Genomic DNA, 22084 nt, shown 5'->3' on the forward strand with positions numbered 1-22084 from the left:
AGGCGGAACCAGCCATGAAGCACCCCGACAAGGTCGTCATCCTGGACTACGGGTCCCAGTACACCCAGCTCATCGCCCGGCGCGTGCGCGAGGCCGGGGTCTACTCCGAAATCCTGACCTGCGAGGCGTCCATCGAGGAGATCGCCGCGCGCAAGGCCCAGGCCATCATCCTTTCCGGCGGCCCGGCCAGCGTCACCGGCGCGGACTCGCCCGCGTTGCAGCAGGGCGTGCTGGAGCTGGGCCTGCCCGTGCTGGGCATCTGCTACGGCATGCAGCTTTTGGCCCACGAGCTGGGCGGGCGCATCACTGCCAGCCAGGACCGCGAGTATGGCCGCGCCGAACTGACCATCGCCGCCTACGGCGCCTGCCCGCTGTGGGACGGGCTGGCCGAAAAGGGCGTGCACAGCGTGTGGATGTCCCACGGCGACCATGTGGAGGCCGTGCCCCCGGGCTTCGAGGTGCTGGCCAGCACCGGCAACGTGCCCGTGGCGGCCATGGCCGACCCGGCCCGGCGCATCTACTGCCTGCAATTCCACCCCGAGGTGGCCCACACCGACGACGGCAGCCTGATCCTGGCCAACTTCCTGTTCAAGGTCGCCGGGCTGACCCCGGGCTGGACCATGAGCTCCTTCGTGGAGTCCAACGTGGCCGAGCTGCGCGAGCGCATCGGGGCGGACGAGCACGTGGTCTGCGGGCTGTCGGGCGGCATCGACTCCACCGTGGTGGCCCTGTTGCTGCACAAGGCCATCGGCAAGCGTCTGACCTGCATCTTCGTGGACAACGGGCTGCTGCGCATGAACGAGGGCGAGGAGGTCATCGGCTACCTCAAGGAGCATTTCGACCTGAACCTGGTCTGGGTCCAGGCCCAGGACGAGTTCCTGGACAAGCTCGAAGGCGTGCAGGACCCCGAGCGCAAGCGCAAGATCATCGGCCACACCTTCATCGAGATCTTCGACCGCGAGGCGGCGAAAATCCCCAACGTGAAGTACCTGGCCCAGGGCACCCTGTACCCCGACGTCATCGAGTCCATCTCCTTCAAGGGCGGGCCCAGCGCGGTCATCAAGAGCCACCACAACGTAGGCGGGCTGCCCGACCACATGAACCTGGCCCTGGTGGAGCCGCTGCGCGAGCTGTTCAAGGACGAGGTGCGCCGCGTGGCCGTGGAGCTGGGGCTGCCCGATTCCATCATCTGGCGCCACCCCTTCCCGGGGCCGGGGCTGGCCATCCGCATCGTGGGCGAGATCACCCGCGAGCGGCTGGACATCCTGCGCCGCGCCGACCGCATCGTGCAGAGCGAGCTGCGGGCCACGGATTGGTACCGCAAGGTCTGGCAGGGGTTCGCCGTGCTCTTGCCTCTTAAAACCGTTGGGGTTATGGGTGATGGCCGGACGTACGAACACGTCGTGGCCCTGCGCGTGGTGGACAGCGTGGACGCCATGACCGCCGACTGGACGCGGCTGCCCTCGGAAATCCTGGCTCGGATGTCCAACCGGATCATCAACGAGGTCAAGGGCGTGAACCGCGTGGTCTTCGACATCTCCTCGAAGCCCCCCGGCACCATCGAGTGGGAGTAGGGACAGGCCGGGGGCGCCAGCGCCCCCCGGACGCCCCGCCCGGCCCGAGCACCTGTTACGCGAAGGAAGAGCCATGTTCGGTTCCATCGGTTCCATGGAAATCCTGCTCATCGTCGTGGTGGCGCTGCTGGTGGTCGGCCCCAAGAAGCTGCCCCAGGTGGCGCGCACCCTGGGCAAGACCTTCGGCGAGTTCAAGCGCGTGACCAGCGACGTGCAGCGGACCATCAGCACCGAGGTGGACCGCGCCGAGCGCCAGGAGCGCGTGGCCAAGGCCAAGAGCGAGCTGCTGCTCGACGACGCCGCGCCCAAGGTCGCCCCCGCCAAGGCCGAGGCCACTGCCGACACCCCCAAAGAGCCCGCCAAGGGCGCCTGATCGAGGCACGAGGCCCATGACCGAGGATCGCAAGCCCGAAGAGCTGGAAGAGGCCGCTGTCGAGACGGACGCGCCCGTGGCCCAGGCCGGGCCGGACGCCGACCCCGCCGAGGCCGAAGCCTCCGCCTCCGGCGCCGAGGCCAGCGGAGAATCCGACGCCTCCGGCGCCGAGGCCGATCCCGCCGAGGCCGAAGCCTCCGCTTCTGGCGCCGAGGCTGCCGGGAACGAGGCCTTCGCCTCCGGCGATGAGGCCGGGGCCGACGCCGAGGCCGGGGCTCCCGCCCCCGGCGCCCCCGACGCCGAGGCCGCCGACGCCGCCGACGCTGCCGCCGCGCCCGGGGAGGAGCCCGAGCTTCAGGAAATGGGCCTGCTCGGGCACCTGGAGGAACTGCGCGTGCGCCTGACCCGGGTGGCCATCGCCGTGGTGGTCGGGGCCTGTGCGTCCTACGCCTTCGCCGAGTACCTCTACCGCTTCATCGTCGATCCGCTGATGCCCTTCGTCTCCGGCGGGCATCTGATCTATACCAGCCCTGCCGAGGGATTCATTACCTACATCAAGCTGGCCGCCGTGGCTGGGGTGTTCCTCACCAGCCCGTATTCCTTCTATCAGATGTGGGCCTTCATCGCCCCGGGGCTGTACAAGGAGGAAAAACGCTACATCGCACCCCTGGCGTTCGTTTCCGCCGTGCTGTTTGTCGGCGGGGCGCTGTTCAGCTACTACAAGGTTACGCCTCTGGCCTACGCCTTCTTCGCCAGCTTCGACAACGAGTTCATGGTCATGCTGCCCTCGGTGAAGGAATCGCTGTCCATGGGCCTCAAGCTGCTGTTCGCCTTCGGCATCGCCTTCGAGCTGCCGCTGGTCATCTTCTTCCTGGCGCGCCTGGGGGTGGTCTCCTCCGCCGGGCTGCGCCGCAACCGCAAGTACGCCATCCTGGGCGCGTTCATCGTCGGCGCGCTGCTCACGCCGCCCGACCCGGCCTCGCAGTCGCTCATGGCCATCCCGCTGATCATCCTGTACGAGATCGGCATCTGGCTGGCGCACTACTTCGGCAAGAAGCCCGCTCCCGCCGAGGACGAGGAAGCCGCCGCCTGACCCCGGCCCCGCACCCGCGAGGGGCCCGGGAATGCGCAGGCCGCCGCCCGCAGGGCGCCCGGACCCCCGGGCCCCGCGCAGGGCTTTGACGCCAAAGGCGAATTGGAGCATTGTCGAGGCTGGCGGGCGCCGCGCCCGCCCAGCATTCGCACCGACCACGGAGACCGCCCATGAGCACCCGCACCGCCCGCTACGAGCGGGCCACCAAGGAAACCCGCATCGAGGTCGCCCTGGACCTGGACGGCACCGGCAAGGCCGAGGTCGCCACGGGGGTCGGGTTCGCCGACCACATGCTGACCCTGTTCGCCTTCTGGGCCCGGGTGGACCTGACCCTGACCTGCCAGGGCGACCTGGAGATCGACGCCCACCACAGCCTGGAGGACGTGGGCCTGTGCCTGGGCCAGGCCCTGGCCGACGCCCTGGGCGACAAGCGCGGCATCGCGCGCATCGGGCTGGCCCGCGTGCCCATGGACGAGGCCCTGACCGAGGTGGTCATCGACATCTCCGGCAGGCCGTACCTGGTCTACGAGGACGGCCCCGTCCCCGCCCTGATCGCCGGGCAGGAGAAGGACGTGTGGCGCGAGTTCTTCAAGTCCGTGGCCCAGCGCGCGGGCCTGAACCTGCACATCAATTTCCTGTATGGCCGCAACGGCCACCACCTGCTCGAATCGGCCTTCAAGGGCTTTGGCCTGGCCCTGGGGCAGGCGGCGGCCCGAACCCGCGACGGGGTGCCCAGCACCAAAGGGAGCCTGGACTGATGCCTAGCCGCAACCGTTTTCTCGTGCTGGCCCTGGCCGCGCTGGCCGTCCTGGCCCTGGCGGCGGGATGCAGGCGCGCCCCCGCGCCCGTGGAAGGCCCTGCGGGCAGCCTGGCCGTGGCCGGGTTCCACCAGCCGGGTTCGGCCTCGGAGCTTTTGGGCGGCTACCTGCCCGGGGGCGCCGTGGCCCGGCCCCAGGACCTGGACGCCCTGGACGAGGCCCTGCGCGCGGCCCTCAAGCGCCGCCCCGCCCTGGGCGCCGAGGCCGTGCGCCAGTGCGCCGAGACCGTGCTGGCCGCAGAGTCCGGCTCGGGGCGCGCCTTCGAGCACTGGCTGGCCGTGGGCCGCTGCCTGGACGTGGACTGGCTGCTCATCCCCCAGGTGACCCAGTGGCGCGAGCGCGACGGCAGCGAGGTGTCCGTGCGCGAGCCTGCCGCCGTGACCCTGTGGCTGCACCTGCTCGACGTGCGCGGCGAGTCCTTCGCCGCTCGCTACAAGTTCGAGGAGGCCCAGCAGTCGTTGACCGAGAACTTCCTGGACGCCGGGAAGTTCCTGGACCGCGGGGGCCGCTGGCTCACCGCCGGGGAACTGGCCAGCGAAGGCGTGGCCGCCGGGCTCAAGGAGCTGGGCCTGTGATTGTTTTTCCCGCCGTGGACATCAAGGACGGCAAGTGCGTGCGCCTGCGCCAGGGGCTGGCCGACCAGGTCACCGTGTTCGGCGACGACCCCGCGGCCATGGCCCGCCACTGGGCGGCCCAGGGCGCGCGCTACCTGCATGTGGTGGACCTGGACGGCGCCTTCTCGGGCCAGCCGCGCAATTTCGAGCTGATCCGCGAGATCTGCGCCGCGCTGGACATCCCCGTGCAGCTGGGCGGGGGCATCCGCGACCTGGACACCGCCCGGGCCTACGTCCGCGCCGGGGTCGAGCGGTTGATCATCGGCACCATGGCCCTGGAGGATCCCGCGCTGTTCGGCGAGCTGTGCGCGGCCCTGCCCGGGCGGGTGGGCGTGTCGCTGGATGCGGTGGACGGCCGGCTGAAGACCAAGGGTTGGGTGCAGGACGCCGGGCTGGACGTGTTCGACGTGTTGCCCCGCCTGCGCGAGCAGGGCGCCGCGTTCATCATCTACACCGACATCAGCCGCGACGGGATGCAGACCGGGGTCAACACCGCCGCCCTGGAGCGGCTGTGCCGGGCGGCGGGCCTGCCCGTCATCGCCGCCGGGGGCGTGCATACCCTGGACGACATCAAGGCCCTGCATCCCCTCGCGGCCAAGGGCCTGGAAGGGGCCATCACGGGCCGGGCCATCTACACCGGAACCCTCGATCTGGCCGAAGCCCAGGCCTGGATCGCAGCCCAGGGAGGAACGTCATGATCACACTGGAAGTGCAAGGCATGTCCTGCCAGCATTGCGTGGCCAGCGTCACCGAGGCGCTGCGCAAGGTGCCCGGGGTGACCGGGGTCAGCGTGAGCCTGGAGACGGCCAGCGCCACCGTGCAGGGCAACCCGGACCCCGAGGCCCTGAAGCGGGCCGTTGCCGCCGTGGGCTTCACGCCCGGCAAGGCCGAATAGGCCGCCGCCGTGTGGTGCCAGGCCGTCCGCCGCGCCCCTTGGCGCTGCGGGCGGCCTTGTATTTTTTTGTCGTGCGGGCCGCTATCCGGCCACCAGGGTCGTGAAATTTTCCGCCGTGGTGGCCAGGTAGTCGCGGGCCGTGGCGGGCAGGGCGCCGGGCAGGGGCCGCCCGCCCCGCAGGCGGCGCTCCAGGCGGGAAATCTCCTGGTGCAGGGTTTTGTCCGTGGCGCGCAGGATGTGCAGGGCGACCACGGCCTCGGCGGTTTCCAACCCGCCCCGGGCCCCCAGGGCGTCCAGGTGGCGGCAGGCGTCGAGAAAGGCCCCGCCCCGGCGCAGGGGCCAGGGCAGGCTCCGGCCCGGGGCCCGGCGCGGCACCGCCTGCGCGGCCCGCAGGGCGGCGTCGAAGCAGTCGTGGACGTCGAGTTCCACGTCGGCCGTGAGCAGTCCCTGGATGTCGAGCCAGGCGATGAGGGCGTCCTTGGAGATCATTGCCGCCGTCCTCCCGGGCAAAGTTTTTTCGATATCCCGGGCAACTCCGGGGTACATGAAAACATCGTTCCAGGCAACGCGCCCGGGCGGGCTTCCCATGCGTTTTCACGGGGCTTTGCCCTTGTCAGCATTCTTGTGGCTACTATACCGTAGCCAAAATAGTCATGAAAAACCGGGAGAAAATGGGATGACGATGAATGGTACCTAATGGGAAAACTCTTCGGTGAATACATTCGTACGCGGCGCGAGACGTTGCTCCAGGGCGACCCGCGGTTTTCCATCCGCAAGGTGGCGGACCGCATCCGGGTGCACCACTCGTATCTGAGCAAGATCGAGCGGGGTGAGCCGGGCGCCCTGTCCGAAAAAAAGGTCGTGGCCTTGGCCTGCGAGCTGGGCGAGGACCCTGACCTGCTGTTGGCCATGAACGGCAGGATTTCTGAGACCATGTCCCGGACGGTGACCCGCCATCCCGCGCTGTTCAGGAGCATCGTCGAGAACCTGCGCAAACACTGTGCGGCCCATGGCGATGCCGCGCCCGACGAGGAGGCCTGCACGGCCATGCTCGTGCAGGTCAACACCCTGCTGGAGGGCGGGCCGGGGTGCCTGGTGCTGCACGAGCTGCGCTCGCCCCTGGCAGGCATCGTCAGCGCCGCCGAGGCCATCCTGGCGGCGGACGCCCTGGCCCGGGAGCACGAGGAACTGCTGCGCTGCATGATGCACACGGCGCGCAGGCTCGTGGACGACATCGACGGCTCCCTGGCCCTGGCCATGATCGAGGCCGGGGAGTACCGCCATCAGCCCGAGCCCGTGGACATGCTGGCCCTTGTGGCCGACGTGTGGGCCGAGCTGCGCGGCCTTGCGCAGGCGCGGGGCTTGGGGCTGCGGGTGGAGCTGGAGGGCCGCCCCCTGGCCTGGGACGGCGGCCGGCCAGACCCGGGGGGCCACAGGCTGCTGGCCGCAGGGTCGTGGCGCCTGTGCCGGAGCCTGCTGGCCAATTTGCTGCGCAACGCCCTGGAGGCCGGGCCCGAGGGCGGGGCGGTCACGGTGCGCCTGGCGGGCGGCTGCGGGCGGTGCGCGCTGGAAATCCACAACCAGGGCCTGGTGCCCGAGGCGATGCGCGAGCGGTTCTTCGAGCGCTTCGCCACCCACGGCAAGCCGGACGGCACGGGCCTGGGGGCCTACGCGGCACGAGTCATGGCCCGGGCCATGGGCGGCGACGTGACCCTGGGCACGCCGGCCGGGGCGGACGCAATGGACACGCAGGGCGCGGGGCCGGAACAGGGCACGATTCTGACGGTAAGCCTGCCCGGCCACGGGTAGCCGGGCGGCGGCGGGACCGCCGCAGGGAATTTTTGCGGGCGGCGTGCCGGGATGGCGCGCCGCCCGCCGTGTTTTGCGGGCCGCCTGGGAGGGTTCGCGCGATCAGTCCCCGGGCTGCCACAGCCCCGCCGCGCGCAGGCGCGCGGTCAGCTCCAGGGCCAGGGCGTGGCGGTTGAAGGGCGGGATGAGGTAGACCCCGGCGAAGAGCCCCCAGGCGTGTTCCAGCAGCTCCCAGGCGATGTCCGTGCCCTCGCGGGCGCCCTGGTCCCCGGCGCGGCGCATGCGCTCGCGGATGGCTGCGGGGATGGAGATACCCGGGAATTCGTTGTGCAGGAACTCGGCGTTGCGCGCGCTGACCAGGGGCATGACCCCCAGCAGCACCGGCACCCCGAGCCCGGCAGTCAGCTCGGCGCAGCGCTCGGCGGCCTCGCGGGTGTAGACCGGCTGGGTCAGCAGGAACTGCGCGCCGTTGTCGATCTTGCGCCGCGCGCGCTGCACCTGCAGGGCCGGGTTGCGCGTGTTGGGGTTGAAGGCCGCGCCGATGGTGAAGTTGGGCCGCAGGCGCAGGGGCTCCCCGGCGTGGTTCTCGCCCCGGTTGAAGCGCGCCAGCAGGGCGATCAGCTCGAAGGAGCGCAGGTCGAACACGCCAGTCACGGCGTCGTCGGTGCCCTGGGGCGGCGGGTCGCCGGTGACGGCCAAAACGTTGGTCAGCCCCTGGGCCGCCAGGCCCATGAGGGTGGACTGCATGCCCACCAGGTTGCGGTCGCGCCCCGTGAGGTGGACCACCGTCTGCGCGCCCGTGGCGCGGTGGATCATGCCCGCCAGGGCCACGCCCGACAGGCGCGGCGCGGCCAGCGGGTTCTCGGCCACGGTGATGGCGTCCACCCCGGCCTGGGCCAGGGCGCGGGCGGCCTGCATGGCCGGGGCGGTGTCCAGGTGCCGGGGCGGGTCCAGCTCCACCAGCACCAGCTTGCGCCGCCCCAGGGCCTGACCCAGGCGGCTGGGGGGCAGGGCGGGGCTGGCGCCGGGGTCCGCCGGGGCGGCCTGGGGCTGGGCGGCGGCGAAGGTGGGCCCGGTGGCGCGCGCCGCGCGGGCGGGGTCGCCCTGGGCGTCCAGCAGGCGGCGCAGGGCCGCGATGTGCGCGGGGCCCGTGCCGCAGCAGCCGCCCACAAGGCGTGCCCCGTGGCCCGCGCATTCCAGCAGGGCCTGGGCGAAATATTCCGGCGAGCTGTCGTAGAGCAGGCGGTCGCCCGCGCGCTCGGGGTAGCCCGCGTTGGGGAACAGGGTCAGGGGCACGGGCAGGGGCCCCAGCCCGCGCACCAGCTCCAGGGCCTTGTGCGGCCCGGCGCCGCAGTTGAAGCCCGCCGCATCGGCTCCGGCGGCGGCCAGGGCGCGCAGGGCCGCCGCCGCCCCCGGCGCGGCCAGGGCCCCGCCCTGGGCCGGAAGCACGAGCTGGGCGATGACCGGCAGGGCGCAGGCGCCCTTGGCGGCGGCCAGGGCCGTGAGCAGGGTCTCCAGGTCGGCGAAGGTTTCCAGCAGCAGCAGGTCGGCCCCGCCTTCGGCCAGGGCCGCGGCCTGGGCCGCATAGGCCGCGGCCAGGGCCCCGGGGTCCGGGCGCTGCTCCATGCGTCCGGGCGGGCCCATGGACCCGGCCACCAGGGCCCGGGCGCCCGCCTGGGCCCGGGCCAGGGCCGCGCCGCGCAGGTTGATCTCCCGGGCCTTGTCCGCCAGGGCGAAGCCCGCCAGCTTGAAGGCGTTGGCCCCGAAGGTGTTGGTCTCGATGACCTCGGCCCCGGCGGCCAGGTATTCGGCGTGGACCTCGGCCACCAGCTCGGGCCGGGTCAGGTTCAGGGCGTCGAAGCAGGCCCCGGCGGCCACGCCCTTCTCGTGCAGCCGCGAGCCCATGGCGCCGTCGGCCAGCACCGTGCGCGCGGCCAGGGCGTCGATCAGGGATATGCTTGGGGACATGGACGGTGGCGCTCCTTGGGTTGCGCCCAGTGTGGCTGCGCGGAGCGGGGCTGTCAACGCTGCGGCGGGCGGGCGCTAGTCGCCGCCGGGGGGCGGGGTCTGGTCCGCGTCCTTGCCCGGCGCGGGGCCGGAGGCGTCGGGCAGCCAGCGGCCCTCGTCCTCGAAGCGGGCGGCCAGGGGCGCCTCCACGGGCGCCCCGCCCTCGGGGGTCGCGCGGGCGAGCAGGGTGCGGCGCTTGCCCGGGGCCGTGGCCTCGGCGCCCCGGGCCACGACCTCCCATTTGACCTGGGTGTCGAAGTTGCTCCAGCGCCGCGACAGGCCGCTGGGCAGCTCGTCGAAGGCCTCCTGCATTTCCGCGAGGTCCGAGTCCTCGGCCAGGGGCGCCAGGGGCCCGAGCCAGGCCGCGCGCTCCGCCCCCGCCACGCCGCCCATGGCCGGGGGCGCCTCGCCGGAGCCGAAGCCCTCGGTCAGGGTGCCGAAGAAGCGCTTGGTGGACGTGCAGCCCGCCAGGAGCAGGGCCGCCGCCAGGGCCAGGACCAGAATCAGCAGCGGGGCCCGGACCGGGGCCGGGGGGCAGGGGCGCATGTTTCCTCCGTGGCGGGCGCGGCCCGCTCAGTCCACGTACTTGTCCAGGCAGTCGCGGTAGTAGTCGAAGGTCGCGGCCAGGCCCTGGTCGATGCCCACCCGGGGCTTCCAGCCCAGGGCGAGGCCGATCTTGGTGGCGTCGCCGTAGAAGTCGCCGATGTCGATGCGCTTTTTCTCTTCGGGCCAGGGCACCAGCCGGTAGGAGCCGCGGCCCGCGATGCGGATCATGCGCTCGGTGAGGTCCTTGAGGCTCACGGGCTCGTCGCCCGCGAGGTTGTAGACCTCGCCCACGGCCTCGTCGCGCGCGCCAGCCAGCAGGATGGCGTCCACCACGTCGTCCACGTAGTTCATGTCGCGGCGCTGGGCGCCGTCGCCGAAGATCTGGATCTCGCGGCCCTCAAGCACCAGGCGGATGAACCAGCCCAGGAAGCCCTGGCGGTTGTGGCGCAGCAGCTGGCGCGGGCCGTAGGTGTTGGTCAGGCGCAGCACCGTGGCCGGAATGCCGTACACGCGGTGGTAGAGCAGGTGGTACCATTCCCCGGCGATGCAGTTGATGCCGTTCACGTCCACGGGGTCCAGGGGGTGGTTTTCGTCCACGGGCATGTAGCGCGGGCGGCCGTAGATCTGGCGGGTGCTGGTCAGCACCACGCGGGCGGCCGGGTTGACGTGGCGGCAGGCCTCCAGCACCCCGAGCTGGGCCTTGGCGTTGATCTCCAGGTCCGTCACCGGGTCGAGCATGGAGTCGATGTGGCTGACCTGCCCGGCGAGGTTGAAGATGACCTCCTGATCGCGCACGAGGTGGCGCAGGGAGACCTGGTCGCGCACGTCGGAGATGTTCAGGCGCACGTCGTGCGCCACGGGGGCGATGTTGTGCAGGTTGCCGCCGTAGGCCTCGAACATGGAATCGACGATGGTCACCCGGGCCCCGGCGCGCACCAGCCGGATGGCCAGGTTGGAGCCGATGAAGCCGCACCCGCCGGTGACGAGCACCGCCTTGCCCTTGTAGAAGTCCATTGCGCCTCCGCCGCGCGCGGCTACTTCGCGGCCCGCTGCATGGGCAGGACCAGGTTCAGCACCACGCCGACGATGCCCGCCAGGCCGATGCCCGCCAGGGTCACTTCACCGATGTTGAAGCTCATGCCGCCGATGCCGAAGACCAGGATCACGGCCACGATGGCCAGGTTGCGCGGCTGCATGAGATCCTCGCCCGCGCGCACCAGGGTGTTGATGCCCACCACGGTGATGGCGCCGAAGAGCAGGATCATGATGCCGCCCATGACCGGGGTGGGGATGGTGCCCAGCAGCGCGCCGAGCTTGCCCACGAAGGCCAGGGCGATGGCCGTGATGGCCGCCCAGGTCATCACGCCGGGGTTGAAGACCCGGGTCAGGGCCACGGCGCCGGTGACTTCGGAATAGGTCGTGTTGGGCGGGCCGCCCAGGCAGGAGGCCAGGGTCGTGGCCAGCCCGTCGCCCAGCATGGTGCGGTGGATGCCGGGGTCCTTCACGTAGTCGCGCCCGGTGACCGAGCCGATGGCCAGCACGTCGCCGAAGTGCTCGATGGCCGGGGCGATGGCCACGGGCACGATGAACAGGATGGCCTCCCAGTTCAGCTCGGGCAGGGTGAAGGCGGGCATGGCCAGCCACGGGGCGGCGCCCACGGCGTCGAAACGCACGATGCCCATGGCCAGGCTCACGGCGTAGCCCGCCGCGATGCCGCACAGGATGGGCACCAGCCGCAGGAAGCCCTTGCCCAGCAGGGACGCCAGGATGGTCGTCGCCAGGGCGGCCAGGGCCACCGTCAGCGCGATCTCGCGCGGGAACAGCTCCGCCGAGCCGTCGCCGGTCTTGCCCACGGCCATGAACACGGCGACCTTGGCCAGGATGAGGCCGATGACCATGATCACCGGCCCGGTGACCACCGGCGGCAGCACGCGGTGCAGGATGCCCGCGCCGCGCGCCTTCACCAGCGCGGCCAGGGCAACGTAGAACAGCCCCGCCGCCGCCAGCCCGCTCATGGTCGCCGGGATGCCCCAGGTCTGCACGCCGTAGATGATGGGCGCGATGAAGGCGAAGGACGAGGCCAGGAACACCGGCACCTTGCCCCGGGTGATGGCCTGGAAGAGCAGGGTGCCCGCCCCGGCGGTGAACAGGGCCACGTTGGGGTCCAGCCCCGTGAGCAGGGGCACGAGCACCAGGGCCCCGAAGGCCACGAAGAGCATCTGCGCGCCAAGCAGGCTGTCCTTGAGCCGGAACGAATAGTCGCTTGTGGCCATGGCCGTCGCCTCTCCTTGCAAAAGGGTTCAGGACTCGGATTCAAAAAAGGCGGGGCAAGCCCCGCCGTGTGCTACTTGGTGCCGAAGATCTTGTCGCCCGCGTCGCCCAGGCCGGGCAGGATGTAGCCGACCTCGTTCAGGCGCTCGTCCACCGCCGCCGTGTAGACGTCCACGTCGGGGTGGGCCGCTTCCAGGCGGCGCAGGCCCTCGGGCGCCGCCACCAGGAACAGCCCCCGGATGGACTTGCACCCGGCCTTCTTGAGCAGGTCGATGGTGGCGATGAGCGTGCCGCCCGTGGCCAGCATGGGGTCCAGGATCAGCGCCATGCGCTTGTCGATCTGGTTGGCCAGCTTCACGTAGTACTGCACGGGTTTCAAAGTTTCCTCGTTGCGGTAGAAGCCGACCACGCTGGTCTTGGCGCCGGGCACCATGTCCAGCACGCCGTCGAGCATGCCCAGCCCGGCGCGCAGGATGGGCACCACGGTCAGGGTCTTGCCCTCGATGTTGTCCACCACCACGTCGCCCGCCCAGCCTTTGACGGTTTTCTTCTCGGTCTTCAGGTCCTTGGTGGCCTCGTAGGTCAGCAGGCGGGCGACCTCGTTGGCGAGCTGGCGGAAGTCCTTGGTGGACAGCCCGTCCTGGCGCAGCAGGCCGAGCTTGTGCCGAACCAGCGGGTGGTCCACGACGTGCAGGGGCATGGTGTCTCCGTTTGATGAAGGGTGCGGCGGTGACGGAACCGGGGCAAATCCACAACCGCCTAACTCCGTTGGCGACCCGAGGTCAACCCTTTTGGCGCGCGGCGCGGGGCCAGGGCGGCCCGCCGCGTCCGGCGAAAGCGGTTTGCTTTTGCCGCCGGGCCTGCTATTCTCGGGCTTGCGCCGGGCCTGCGGCGCGGGAGGTGTGCATGGCCATGCTGTCTGCAAAACGCATCCGGCGCGCGGGGGCCGCCCTGGCCCTGGCGCTGCCTCTGGGTTTGTTCCTGTCCCTGGCCCTGGCCATGGCCGCGCAGGACGGCGCGGCCCTGCTCCAGGAGCGCTGCACGGCCTGCCACGGCACGGAGCTGGCCTGCGCCAAGCTCGGCAAGCTCGACCGCGGCGGCTGGGACTGGGTGGTCAACGAGATGCACCGGGGCGGCGCGCGCCTGGACGTGGACGAAAAGCGCATCCTGGTGGACTGGCTGGCGGCCCTGGAGCCGGGCAGCCCGCCCGTGTGCCCGGCCCCGGAGCAGGCCGCCCCGCCCGAGGCCCACGACGGCCCGACCCTGGTCATGAGCCGCTGCACCCGCTGCCACGACACGGTGCGCATCTGCCGCAACCTGCGCGGCAAGGGCAAGGACGCCTGGGACGTGACGGTGACGCGCATGATGATGCGCGGGGCCCAGGTGGACTCCGCAGAGAAGGCCCTCATCGTCGATTACCTTTTCGGCCTTCCGGCGGGCGCCGCGCCGGTGTGCCCCAAGTAGGCCGGGGCAGGGCGCGGCCATGGACACGGGAGCCCTCATCGTCTACATGACGGCGGCGGACGCCGACGAGGCCGCGCGCATCGGCCGCCTGCTGGTGCAGCGGCGCCTGGCGGCCTGCGTCAACGTCCTGGGGTCCGTCCGGTCCATCTATTCCTGGCAGGGCACCGTCCACGACGAGGGCGAGACGGCCTTCATCGCCAAGACCTGGGCCGACCGCCTGGACGAACTGATCCTGGCCGTGCGCCAGGCCCATTCCTACGACGTTCCCTGCATTGTGGCCCTGCCCCTGGCCGGAGGCAGCGCCCCGTTCCTGGACTGGATCCGCGAGCAGACCCGGCCCGACACGACCGCATAATCCCGAAAGGAGATCCCCTGCCCATGCACATCCTCGTCTCCGGCTCCCTGGCCTTCGACCGCATCATGAGCTTTCCCGGCAGGTTCGCCGACCATATCCTGGCCGACAAAATCCACATCCTCAACGTCTGCTTCGTGGGCAACGGGCTGACCGAGCGCTTCGGCGGCACGGCGGGCAACATCGCCTACAACCTGGCCCTGCTCGGCGAGCACCCGCGCATCCTCTCCGCCGCAGGCAAGGACTTTGACCGCTACCAGGAGCGCCTGACGGCTCTGGGGCTGGACCTGTCGGGCGTCTGCCGCGTGCCCGGCGAACTGACGGCCAACTGCCACATCACCACCGACCAGGCCGACAACCAGATCACCTGCTTCAACCCCGGGGCCATGGGCACGCGCTGCGGCTTCGATGCCGCCGGGGTGGACCCGGCCCGCGCCCTGGCCATCGTCTCCCCGGGCAACCTCGAAGACATGGTGGCCCTGCCCGCGCTCTACAAGGGCAAGGGCATCCCCTACATCTTCGACCCCGGGCAGAACATCACCGCCCTGTCCGGCGAGGCCATGGCTGGGTGCATCGACGGGGCCATGGCCCTGGTCTCCAACGACTACGAGCTGGAGATGATCATGAAGGCCACGGGCCGGTCCCTGGCCGAGCTGCTGGGCATGGCCGGCAGCGTCATCACCACCCTGGGCGAGCAGGGCGCGCGCATCCACGCGGCGGACGGCACGGTCACCGAGGTGCCCGCCGTGCCGGTGGCCCGGGTGGTGGATCCCACGGGCGCGGGCGACGCCTTCCGCGCCGGGCTGCTCAAGGGCCTGGCCCTGGGGCTGGCCCTGCCCGAGGCCGCGCGCCTGGGCGCCGTGTGCGCCAAATGGGCCGTGGAGAACCTGGGCACCCAGGAGCACGCCTTCACCCAGGACGAGTTCTGGGCCGTGTACGAGCGCCACTTCGGCCCGGCCCCGGCGCGCTGACGCCTGCGGGCGCCCGGGGCGCCGGGTCGGCCAAACTGCACAAGGAGGCCGACGATGATCGAGCTGACGCGCGAGAGCGTGGAACGCTACCTGGGCGAGGCCCTGGGCGGCCAGGTGCGGGTCACGGCCCTGGGCGCCGTGGGGTCGCTGGACGAGCAGGGCATCAAGGACTTCGGCTATGGCCGCCCGGTGCTGGTGCGCTGGGAGCGCGCGGGCAAGGTGGGCGAGGCCGTGTTCTCGCTCATGCGCGGTGACCGCTACGGCCACCAGGACTACTGGGACCGCGCCCGGGTGGCCATCTTCCAGTATGAGACCGGCGCGCGCATGGAACGCCACGCCCGGCCCCTGGGCATGGGCTACGTCAACGCCTCGGGGCGGCTGGTGCCCGTGCGCGCGGCCCGCGAGTTCTTCATCGTCAACGAGATGCTCCCGGGGTCGGACTATTTCCTGGAGCTGGAGCGCATCGGCGAGCACGGCCTGACGGAGTACGATCTGGAGCTGGCGCGCGAGTTCGGGCGCTGGCTGGCGCGGGTGCATGCCGTGCGCCAGGACGACCCCGACCGCTACATCCGCCACGTGCGCAACCTCATCGGCGACTGCGAGTGCATCTACGGCATCGTGGACGGCTACCCGCACCCCTACGCGGCCTTCCCGCCCGAACGCTTCAAGGCCCTGGAGAGGCGGCTGGTGGACTGGCGCTGGAAGCTGCGCGGCTACACCCACCGCCTGGCCGAGGTCCACGGCGACTTTCACCCCTGGAACGTGCTGGTGACGCGCGACGACGCGGGCCGCTTCGACTTCCGCGTGCTGGACCGCAGCCGCGGCGTGTGGGGCGAGCCCGCCGGGGACGTGGCGACCATGACCCTCAACTACGCGCTGTTCGGCCTGCTGGGCGGGCGGCCCCGGCTGGAAGGGCCGTTCCTGGAGCTGTATACCGCCCTGTGGCAGTCCTGGCTCGAAGCCACGGGCGACACCCAGGCCATGGAGGTGGTGGCGCCGTTCTATGTGTTCCGGGGGCTTGTGGTCGCCTCGCCGCAGTGGTACCCACGCCACACGCCCGAGGTCCGCGCCGCGCTTTTGCGCTTCGTGGAGAACGTGCTGGAGGACGGGAGGTTCAACTACATGGACTTCAACCACTACCTGCGGTGAGCAGCGGCAAGCCCGGCGGGGCTGGCTGGGCCGTGTGGGTCGTGGGGCTGCCGGGGTCGGGCAAGTCGGCCCTGGCGCGCGGGCTGGCCCAGGCCCTGGCCGACGAGGGCCGCGACGTGGTGCTGCTGCAGATGGACGCCCGGCGCAAGGCCTATTTCCCGCAGCCGCAGTACAGCGCCGCCGAGCGCGAAGAGGCCTACCGCCTGTTCGCCGAGGAGGCCGCCGCCCTGGCCGCCGCCGGGCGCGGGGTGCTCATGGACGGCGCGGCGTATCGCGTGGCCTTCCGGGAGTACGCCCGGTCGCTCATCGCGCGCTTCGCCGAGGTCCATGTGCGCTGCCGGCTGGAAACGGCCATGGCCCGCGAGGCGCGGCGGCCCGAGGGGCTGGTCATGGCCGGGCTGTACGCCAAGGCCCTGGAGCGCCGCGAGACGGGGCGCCAGTTCCCGGGCCTGGGCGAGGTCGTCGGCGTGGACGTGCCCTTCGAGGAAGACCCGCGCGCCGAGCTGGCCATCACCAACGATGACATCCCCAAGGATGAAACCCGCCGCCGCGCGCTGACCTGGCTGCGCGGCTGGCTGGACGGCGCCACGGGCGCCGAAGCGAGCCCATGAATCCGGAAAACAAGACCTTTCATATCCTGACCTTCGGCTGCCAGATGAACGCCCACGACTCGGACTGGCTGGGCCGCGCCCTGGGCGCCCACGGCTGGACCCGCGCCCCCGAGGACCGCGCGCGGGTGGTGCTGGTCAACACCTGCTCGGTGCGCGAGAAGCCCGAGCGCAAGGTGTACGACCTGCTGGGCCGCCTGTCGCGCCTGGGGGCCGACGTGCCGGGGCGGTTTTTCGCTGTGGGCGGCTGCGTGGCCCAGCAGGTGGGGCGCGGGTTTTTCGAGCGCTACCCCCTGGTGCGCCTGGTTTTCGGCACGGACCAGACCGCGCGCGTGCCCCGCGCCCTGGACGCCCTGGCCTCGGGCGCCGAGCCCGGGCCCCTGGCCCTGCTGGACTTCGAGTCCGCCTTCCTGCCCCGGGCTCTGCACCTGCCCGCGCTGGCCGGGGAGCCCGGAGCCGGGGGGGAGCAGGGAGCCGTGCAGCCCGAAACCGGAGACGCGGCCCTGGCCCGGCCCGGGCAGGCCTTCGTGAGCATCATGCAGGGCTGCGACAACTTCTGCGCCTACTGCATCGTGCCCTACGTGCGCGGGCGGCAGAAGTCGCGCCCGGCGGCGGACGTGCTGGCCGAGGTCCGCGCCCTGGCCCTGCGCGGGGTGCGCGAGATGACGCTGCTGGGGCAGAACGTCAACAGCTACGGGCTGGACCGCCACGGCGACGGCACGGGCTTCGCCGCGCTGCTGCGCCAGGTCTGCGCCGTGGACGGCGTGACCCGGGTGCGCTTCACAACTTCGCACCCCAAGGACCTGGCCCCGGAGGTCGTCGAGGCCTTCGGAACCCTGCCGCAGCTCTGCCCCGCGCTGCATTTGCCCCTTCAGGCCGGTTCGGATAGGGTACTTGCTGCCATGGGGCGCGGCTACGACATGCGCCGCTACCTGGACCTGGTGGCGGCCCTGCGCGCCGCCCGGCCCGGCATCGCCCTGACCACCGACCTCATGGTCGGCTTCCCGGGCGAAACCGAGGACGATTTCCGGCAGACCCTGGAAGCCATGCGCGCCGTGGGCTACGAGTCGAGCTTCTCCTTCGCGTACTCCGACCGGCCCGGCACGCGCTCGGTGGACATGGCGCACAAGATCGCCCAGGCCGAGAAGCTGGACCGCCTGGCGCGGCTCCAGGCGCTTCAGGAGGAACTGACGGCCCGGGCCCTGGCCGCCCGGGTGGGCGAGCGCGCGGTGGTGCTGCTCGAAGCCGAGAGCCGCCGCCAGGACGGGCGCGGCCCCGTGGCCTGGCGCGGGCGCGACGAGGGCGGGCGCGTGGTCAACGTGCCCCTGGGGGGCGGCTCCGGCCGCGCCGGAAGGCTCCTGGACGTGAAGGTCGTGCAGGCCAAGAAGCATTCCCTGCGGGGAGAGGCGGTGGGAGAGCCATGGTAGAAATGAACGTGTACGGGCTGGCCCTGGACGAAGCCTCCAACGTGCCGGTGCTGGTGCTCAAGGACACGCGCGAGGAGCAGACCCTGCCCATCTGGATCGGGGCCATGGAGGCCATGGCCATTTCCCTGGTGCTCAACAACGTGTCCCTGCCCCGGCCCATGACCCACGACCTGCTGCTGACCCTGGCCGGGCTGCTGGGGGCCACGGTGAGTCGGGTGGAGGTCACGCGGCTGGATGCCGGAACCTACTACGCCGAGGTGGAGCTGGACCAGGGCGGGCGGCTGCATCGCCTGGACGCCCGGCCCTCGGACGCCGTGGCCCTGGCCCTGCGCGCCAAATGCCCCATCTTCGTGGCCCAGGCCGTGCTCGATGACGTGGCCCGCGATGCGGCGGCCTCCGCCGCCGGGGCCAGCCCCGTGCTCAAGACCGAGGAGGCCGCCAAGTGGAACGAGCTGCTGGAAAAATTCTCGGCCAACGACACCAAGTACAAGATGTAGCGCCCTGGCTGGCCAGGGCGCGGGGGGCTTCGCGCATATGATCGACCTGCACACGCACACCACCTTTTCCGACGGCGTGCTTATCCCGGCGGAGCTGGCCCGGCGCGCCCGGGTGGCGGGCTACGCGGCCCTGGCCATGACCGACCACGCCGACCACTCCAACATCGAGGCCATCGTCAGCGGCGTGCGCCGGGTCACGGAACTGTATTCGCCCTACGCGGGCATCGACCTGTTCTGCGGGGTGGAGCTGACCCACGTGCCCCCGGCGCTCATCGCGTCCCTGGTGGCCCGGGCGCGCGAGCTGGGTGCGCAGCTGGTGGTTGTGCACGGCGAGACGCCCGTGGAGCCCGTGGAGCGCGGCACGAACCTTGCGGCCATCGAGGCCGGGGCCGACGTGCTGGCCCACCCGGGGCTCATCACCCCCGAGGAGGCCGCCCTGGCCGCCGCGCGCGGGGTGGCCCTGGAGATCACCACCCGCAAGGGCCACAGCCTGGCCAACGGCCACGTGGCGGCCATGGCCCGGGCTCACGGCGCGGCCCTGGTCATCAACAACGACGCCCACGAGCCGGGCGACCTGGTGTCTGCCGAGCGGCGCCGGGTGGTGGGCCTGGGCGCCGGGCTCTCGCCGGAGGAGCTCCTGCGGGCCGAGGCCAATTCGCGGGCCATCATCCAGCGGCTCATCGCCCGCTGAGGGCAGCAGGCCATGACGCAGGACTGGCAGGAGCAGTGCGCCCGCGCGGCGGCGCTGGTGCGCGGGGCGCGCCGGGCCGTGGCCTTCACGGGGGCGGGCGTGTCCGTGCCCAGCGGCATCCCGGACTTCCGCAGCCCCGGCGGGCTGTGGTCGCGCTTCGACCCCATGGCCGTGGCCTCGGTGCAGGCCCTGGCGGCCAACCCGCGCGGGGTGTGGGAATTTCTGCTCGACGCCGCGCGCATGTTCCACCGCGCCGCGCCCAACCCGGCCCACCTGGCCCTGGCGGCCCTGGAGGCCGACGGGCTGCTGGCCGGGGTGGTGACCCAGAACATCGACGGCCTGCACCAGCGCGCGGGCTCGCGCCGGGTGGTGGAGTTCCACGGCAGCGCGGCGGCCTGGCACTGCCACCGCTGCGGCCAGCCCCACGACCACGCGCGCTACCACGCGCTGGCCCCCGCCGACCTGCCCATGCGCTGCGCCTGCGGCGGGCTGGTGCGCCCGGCGGTGGTCTTTTTCGGCGAGGCCATCCCCGAGGCCGCCGTGCGCGGCAGCGACGCGCTGCTGGACGGAGCCGACCTTGTGCTGATAGTGGGCACCTCGGGCGATGTGGCCCCGGCCAGCGCCATCCCCTGGCGGGTCAAGCGCGCGGGCGGGGCGGTGGTGGAGGTCAACCTCGGGCCCACGGCCTACGCGGAGCTGTCCGACATCCGGCTGGACGCCCCCGCCGAAAGGGCTCTTCCACTGCTTTATGAACTCGTAAAATGCTGATATGCCCCCCTGGAAGCGCGGGGGACCTTCCCTGCGCGAAGCTGCAATGACACTCCCGAAACCCGACTGCCGCCATGGCGCGGCCTGAGACAAGGGGTTGGACGATCATGGAAACGATGCCTCAGATGGGAATTATGGCCATGCTGGCCGGTGCGACGCTGACCGTGAAATTCGTGCTCGCGCTGCTCGTTGTCATGTCCGTGACGAGCTGGAGCATGATCCTGTACAAGTTCTTCGCCCTCTCGGCGGCCCGCAAGACCGCCGCCCAGGACCTGCTGGCCTTCCAGGGCGCGCGGACCCTGGACGAGGGCATGCGCGTGCTGGCCTCGCACCGCTCCTCGCCGCTGTACCGCGCGGGCACCATGGCCGTGAACGAGCTGCGCCGGCTCGACCAGTCCGGCCTGCTGCACACCGCGTCCATGAAGGTGGTCATGGGCAACCTCGACCGCGCCCTGCGCCAGGGCGTGGGTGCGCAGATGAAGGAGCTGACCCGCTCCCTGGCCTTTCTGGCCACCTGCGGCAGCTCGGCGCCGTTCATCGGGCTGTTCGGCACGGTGTGGGGCATCATGCACTCCTTCCACTCCATCGCCAGCATGAAGACCGCCGCCCTGGCCGCCGTTGCCCCGGGCATCTCCGAGGCGCTCATCGCCACCGCCGTGGGCCTGGGCGTGGCCATCCCCGCGTCCATCGCCTACAACTCCTTCCTGGGCATGCTCTCGGGCATCGAGACCGAGCTCAACGGTTTCGCCGGGGCGTTCATGAACACCGTGCAGCGCGAGATGTCCGCCCCGGCCAGGGGCGAGTAGCCCGCAAGGAGCCCCGTCATGGGAATGAGTTCCGGCAGCAGAAACGGGTTCATGGCCGAGATCAACGTCACGCCCTTCGTGGACGTGATGCTCGTGCTGCTCATCATCTTCATGGTCACCGCCCCGCTGATGACCCAGGGCCTGGAGGTGGAGCTGCCCCAGACCAAGACCGTCAGCACCCTGCCCCAGGACAAGGACCATATGGTGCTTACCATCCGCCGCGACGGCAGCGTGTTCCTGGATGAATACGCCGTGCCTGCGGGCGAGCTGGAGGGGCACCTGAAGCGCCTGGTGGCTGCGGAGCGCAAGTTTCTCTACCTGCGCGCCGACCGCGAGGTCCCCTACGGCACGGTGGTCGCCGTCATGGGCGAGATCAAGTCGGCGGGCATCGACCAGATGGGCGTGGTCGCCGACCCCGCCGACGCACCTGCCCCCGCCCGCGGCGGGAAAAAATAGCCGCGCCCCGCCCCCCGGCGGAGCGCACCCTCGTGCGATGCGACCCATATACTTCTGGCTCATCTCCCTGCTGATGCATGGCGGCGTCCTGCTTGCGGCGACGGTCCTGTCCGTGCCCAGCGCCATGCATATCGACCTGGGCGTGCCCGTGTACCAGGTGGACCTGGTGAACCTCAAACCGCTCAAGGGCGCGCCCGCCAAGGCCGCCCCGGCGCCCGCCGCCAAGAAGACCGTGGACGTGACCCCGCCCGCGGCCCCGGCGCCCAAGCCCCCGGCCCCCGAGCCCAAGCCCGAGGCCAAGCCCATCGCCGCCAAGGCCGAGGAGCCCAAGCCCAAGCCCGAGCAGGCCCCGGCCAAGCTCGCGCCCGAGGTGAAAAAGCCCGAGCCCAAGCCCAAGCCGCCGGAAAAGACCAAGGAGCAGATGCTGGCCGAGGCCCTGGCCGACGCCAAGCGCGAGGCCCAGGCCAAGGCCAAGGCCGAGGCCAACAGCAAGCAGAACCTGGAAAAGAGCGCCCTGGCCGACATCGCCAAGATGGTCGCCGAGCAGGACGCCGCCGACACCAGCGAGCCCGGCGACGGCACCGGCGCGGGCGGCGAGGACGACGACGGCGTGCCCATGGGCCTGGAGGCCATCTACGCCGCCAGGGTCCGGGAGATCATCAAGAGCAACTGGCGCTTCCCGAACATCCCGGTCAAGCAGGCGCTCATCGCCAACGTGTTCTTGCGCGTGGACGAGCAGGGCCGCATCACCGAGGCCGTGCTGGCCGCGCGTTCGGGGCGCCCGGATTTCGACGAGTCGGTGCTCAAGGCCGTGCAGGAGACGGAACAACTGCCTGCCCCGCCCGGGAGCGTCCGCGAAATGCGCATCAACTTCAACCTTCAGGACATGCGATAA

Annotated in this window: 26 protein-coding genes; 20 read left to right on the top strand and 6 right to left on the bottom strand. The window is 71.4% G+C overall.

Features of this window, described 5'->3' with window-relative positions; translation table 11 throughout:
• Positions 1-14: 14 nt before the first annotated feature.
• The 7 genes from guaA to G495_RS0102380 all read left to right on the top strand — a co-directional run bounded on the left by guaA (position 15) and on the right by G495_RS0102380 (position 5367).
• Positions 15-1574, top strand: a complete 1560-nt coding sequence (guaA, locus tag G495_RS0102350) for a glutamine-hydrolyzing GMP synthase (protein ID WP_028586492.1) — start codon at positions 15-17, stop codon at positions 1572-1574.
• Between the two features lie 73 nt (positions 1575-1647).
• The gene (tatB, locus tag G495_RS0102355) at positions 1648-1947 is read left to right on the top strand and encodes a Sec-independent protein translocase protein TatB (protein ID WP_028586493.1); all 300 of its coding nucleotides are present in this window, start codon (positions 1648-1650) and stop codon (positions 1945-1947) included.
• Between the two features lie 16 nt (positions 1948-1963).
• On the top strand, positions 1964-3040 hold the full coding sequence (gene tatC, locus G495_RS17180) for a twin-arginine translocase subunit TatC (RefSeq protein WP_084457762.1): 1077 nt from the start codon (positions 1964-1966) through the stop codon (positions 3038-3040).
• 170 nt (positions 3041-3210) lie between these two features.
• The gene (gene hisB / locus G495_RS0102365) at positions 3211-3798 is read left to right on the top strand and encodes an imidazoleglycerol-phosphate dehydratase HisB (RefSeq protein WP_028586494.1); all 588 of its coding nucleotides are present in this window, start codon (positions 3211-3213) and stop codon (positions 3796-3798) included.
• On the top strand, positions 3798-4433 hold the full coding sequence (locus G495_RS0102370) for a hypothetical protein (protein WP_028586495.1): 636 nt from the start codon (positions 3798-3800) through the stop codon (positions 4431-4433). Before hisB ends, G495_RS0102370 begins: the two co-directional genes overlap by 1 nt.
• Positions 4430-5170 (top strand): 1-(5-phosphoribosyl)-5-[(5-phosphoribosylamino)methylideneamino]imidazole-4-carboxamide isomerase, encoded by a 741-nt coding sequence (gene hisA / locus G495_RS0102375; RefSeq protein ID WP_028586496.1) that lies wholly within the window; start codon positions 4430-4432, stop codon positions 5168-5170. Before G495_RS0102370 ends, hisA begins: the two co-directional genes overlap by 4 nt.
• The gene (locus G495_RS0102380) at positions 5167-5367 is read left to right on the top strand and encodes a heavy-metal-associated domain-containing protein (RefSeq protein ID WP_028586497.1); all 201 of its coding nucleotides are present in this window, start codon (positions 5167-5169) and stop codon (positions 5365-5367) included. Before hisA ends, G495_RS0102380 begins: the two co-directional genes overlap by 4 nt.
• Positions 5368-5448: 81 nt before the next feature.
• Here the strand turns inward: G495_RS0102380 and G495_RS0102385 are convergent, their stop codons facing one another.
• Complete coding sequence (locus G495_RS0102385; RefSeq protein WP_028586498.1) at positions 5449-5856, bottom strand: hypothetical protein; 408 nt, start codon at positions 5854-5856, stop codon at positions 5449-5451.
• 207 nt (positions 5857-6063) lie between these two features.
• Here G495_RS0102385 and G495_RS21985 point away from each other — a divergent pair, with 207 nt between their 5' ends.
• Complete coding sequence (locus G495_RS21985; RefSeq protein ID WP_028586499.1) at positions 6064-7176, top strand: ATP-binding protein; 1113 nt, start codon at positions 6064-6066, stop codon at positions 7174-7176.
• 102 nt (positions 7177-7278) lie between these two features.
• Here G495_RS21985 and G495_RS0102395 read toward each other — a convergent pair whose 3' ends face one another.
• From G495_RS0102395 to upp, 5 genes are all read right to left on the bottom strand, one after another.
• Positions 7279-9144: a bifunctional homocysteine S-methyltransferase/methylenetetrahydrofolate reductase gene (locus G495_RS0102395; RefSeq protein ID WP_051444977.1), complete on the bottom strand. Its 1866-nt coding sequence runs from the start codon at positions 9142-9144 to the stop codon at positions 7279-7281.
• Positions 9145-9219: 75 nt separating this feature from the next.
• Complete coding sequence (locus tag G495_RS0102400) at positions 9220-9729, bottom strand: hypothetical protein (RefSeq protein WP_028586501.1); 510 nt, start codon at positions 9727-9729, stop codon at positions 9220-9222.
• A 27-nt stretch (positions 9730-9756) separates the two neighbouring features.
• Positions 9757-10743: an NAD-dependent epimerase/dehydratase family protein gene (locus G495_RS0102405; RefSeq protein WP_028586502.1), complete on the bottom strand. Its 987-nt coding sequence runs from the start codon at positions 10741-10743 to the stop codon at positions 9757-9759.
• 20 nt (positions 10744-10763) lie between these two features.
• Entirely contained in the window at positions 10764-12002 is a 1239-nt protein-coding gene (locus tag G495_RS0102410; RefSeq protein ID WP_028586503.1) for a uracil-xanthine permease family protein, read from the bottom strand.
• 71 nt (positions 12003-12073) lie between these two features.
• Entirely contained in the window at positions 12074-12700 is a 627-nt protein-coding gene (gene upp, locus G495_RS0102415; RefSeq protein WP_028586504.1) for a uracil phosphoribosyltransferase, read from the bottom strand.
• A gap of 206 nt (positions 12701-12906) precedes the next feature.
• Between upp and G495_RS17190 the strand changes: the two genes are divergently transcribed.
• The 12 genes from G495_RS17190 to tolA all read left to right on the top strand — a co-directional run bounded on the left by G495_RS17190 (position 12907) and on the right by tolA (position 22084).
• A complete protein-coding gene (locus G495_RS17190; protein WP_035250500.1) occupies positions 12907-13464 on the top strand; it encodes a hypothetical protein in 558 nt (185 codons plus the stop codon).
• Between the two features lie 19 nt (positions 13465-13483).
• Positions 13484-13819: a divalent-cation tolerance protein CutA gene (gene cutA / locus G495_RS0102430; protein WP_028586505.1), complete on the top strand. Its 336-nt coding sequence runs from the start codon at positions 13484-13486 to the stop codon at positions 13817-13819.
• A 23-nt stretch (positions 13820-13842) separates the two neighbouring features.
• Complete coding sequence (locus G495_RS0102435) at positions 13843-14787, top strand: carbohydrate kinase family protein (RefSeq protein ID WP_028586506.1); 945 nt, start codon at positions 13843-13845, stop codon at positions 14785-14787.
• 54 nt (positions 14788-14841) lie between these two features.
• Positions 14842-15936, top strand: a complete 1095-nt coding sequence (locus G495_RS0102440; RefSeq protein ID WP_028586507.1) for a phosphotransferase family protein — start codon at positions 14842-14844, stop codon at positions 15934-15936.
• Entirely contained in the window at positions 15933-16547 is a 615-nt protein-coding gene (locus G495_RS0102445; RefSeq protein WP_028586508.1) for an adenylyl-sulfate kinase, read from the top strand. The genes G495_RS0102440 and G495_RS0102445 overlap by 4 nt, the downstream gene beginning before the upstream one ends.
• The gene (locus tag G495_RS0102450) at positions 16544-17971 is read left to right on the top strand and encodes a MiaB/RimO family radical SAM methylthiotransferase (protein WP_035250503.1); all 1428 of its coding nucleotides are present in this window, start codon (positions 16544-16546) and stop codon (positions 17969-17971) included. Before G495_RS0102445 ends, G495_RS0102450 begins: the two co-directional genes overlap by 4 nt.
• The gene (locus G495_RS0102455) at positions 17965-18468 is read left to right on the top strand and encodes a bifunctional nuclease family protein (RefSeq protein ID WP_028586510.1); all 504 of its coding nucleotides are present in this window, start codon (positions 17965-17967) and stop codon (positions 18466-18468) included. Before G495_RS0102450 ends, G495_RS0102455 begins: the two co-directional genes overlap by 7 nt.
• 37 nt (positions 18469-18505) lie before the next feature.
• The gene (locus G495_RS0102460; RefSeq protein ID WP_028586511.1) at positions 18506-19159 is read left to right on the top strand and encodes a histidinol phosphate phosphatase domain-containing protein; all 654 of its coding nucleotides are present in this window, start codon (positions 18506-18508) and stop codon (positions 19157-19159) included.
• A gap of 12 nt (positions 19160-19171) precedes the next feature.
• The gene (locus G495_RS0102465) at positions 19172-19927 is read left to right on the top strand and encodes an SIR2 family NAD-dependent protein deacylase (RefSeq protein WP_028586512.1); all 756 of its coding nucleotides are present in this window, start codon (positions 19172-19174) and stop codon (positions 19925-19927) included.
• A 107-nt stretch (positions 19928-20034) separates the two neighbouring features.
• Positions 20035-20733, top strand: a complete 699-nt coding sequence (locus G495_RS0102470; RefSeq protein ID WP_028586513.1) for a MotA/TolQ/ExbB proton channel family protein — start codon at positions 20035-20037, stop codon at positions 20731-20733.
• A gap of 18 nt (positions 20734-20751) precedes the next feature.
• Positions 20752-21189 (top strand): ExbD/TolR family protein, encoded by a 438-nt coding sequence (locus tag G495_RS17195; protein WP_035250507.1) that lies wholly within the window; start codon positions 20752-20754, stop codon positions 21187-21189.
• A gap of 37 nt (positions 21190-21226) precedes the next feature.
• Complete coding sequence (tolA, locus tag G495_RS22170) at positions 21227-22084, top strand: cell envelope integrity protein TolA (protein ID WP_028586514.1); 858 nt, start codon at positions 21227-21229, stop codon at positions 22082-22084.

Source organism: Desulfocurvus vexinensis DSM 17965 (assembly GCF_000519125.1).
Lineage (GTDB): Bacteria > Desulfobacterota > Desulfovibrionia > Desulfovibrionales > Desulfovibrionaceae > Desulfocurvus > Desulfocurvus vexinensis.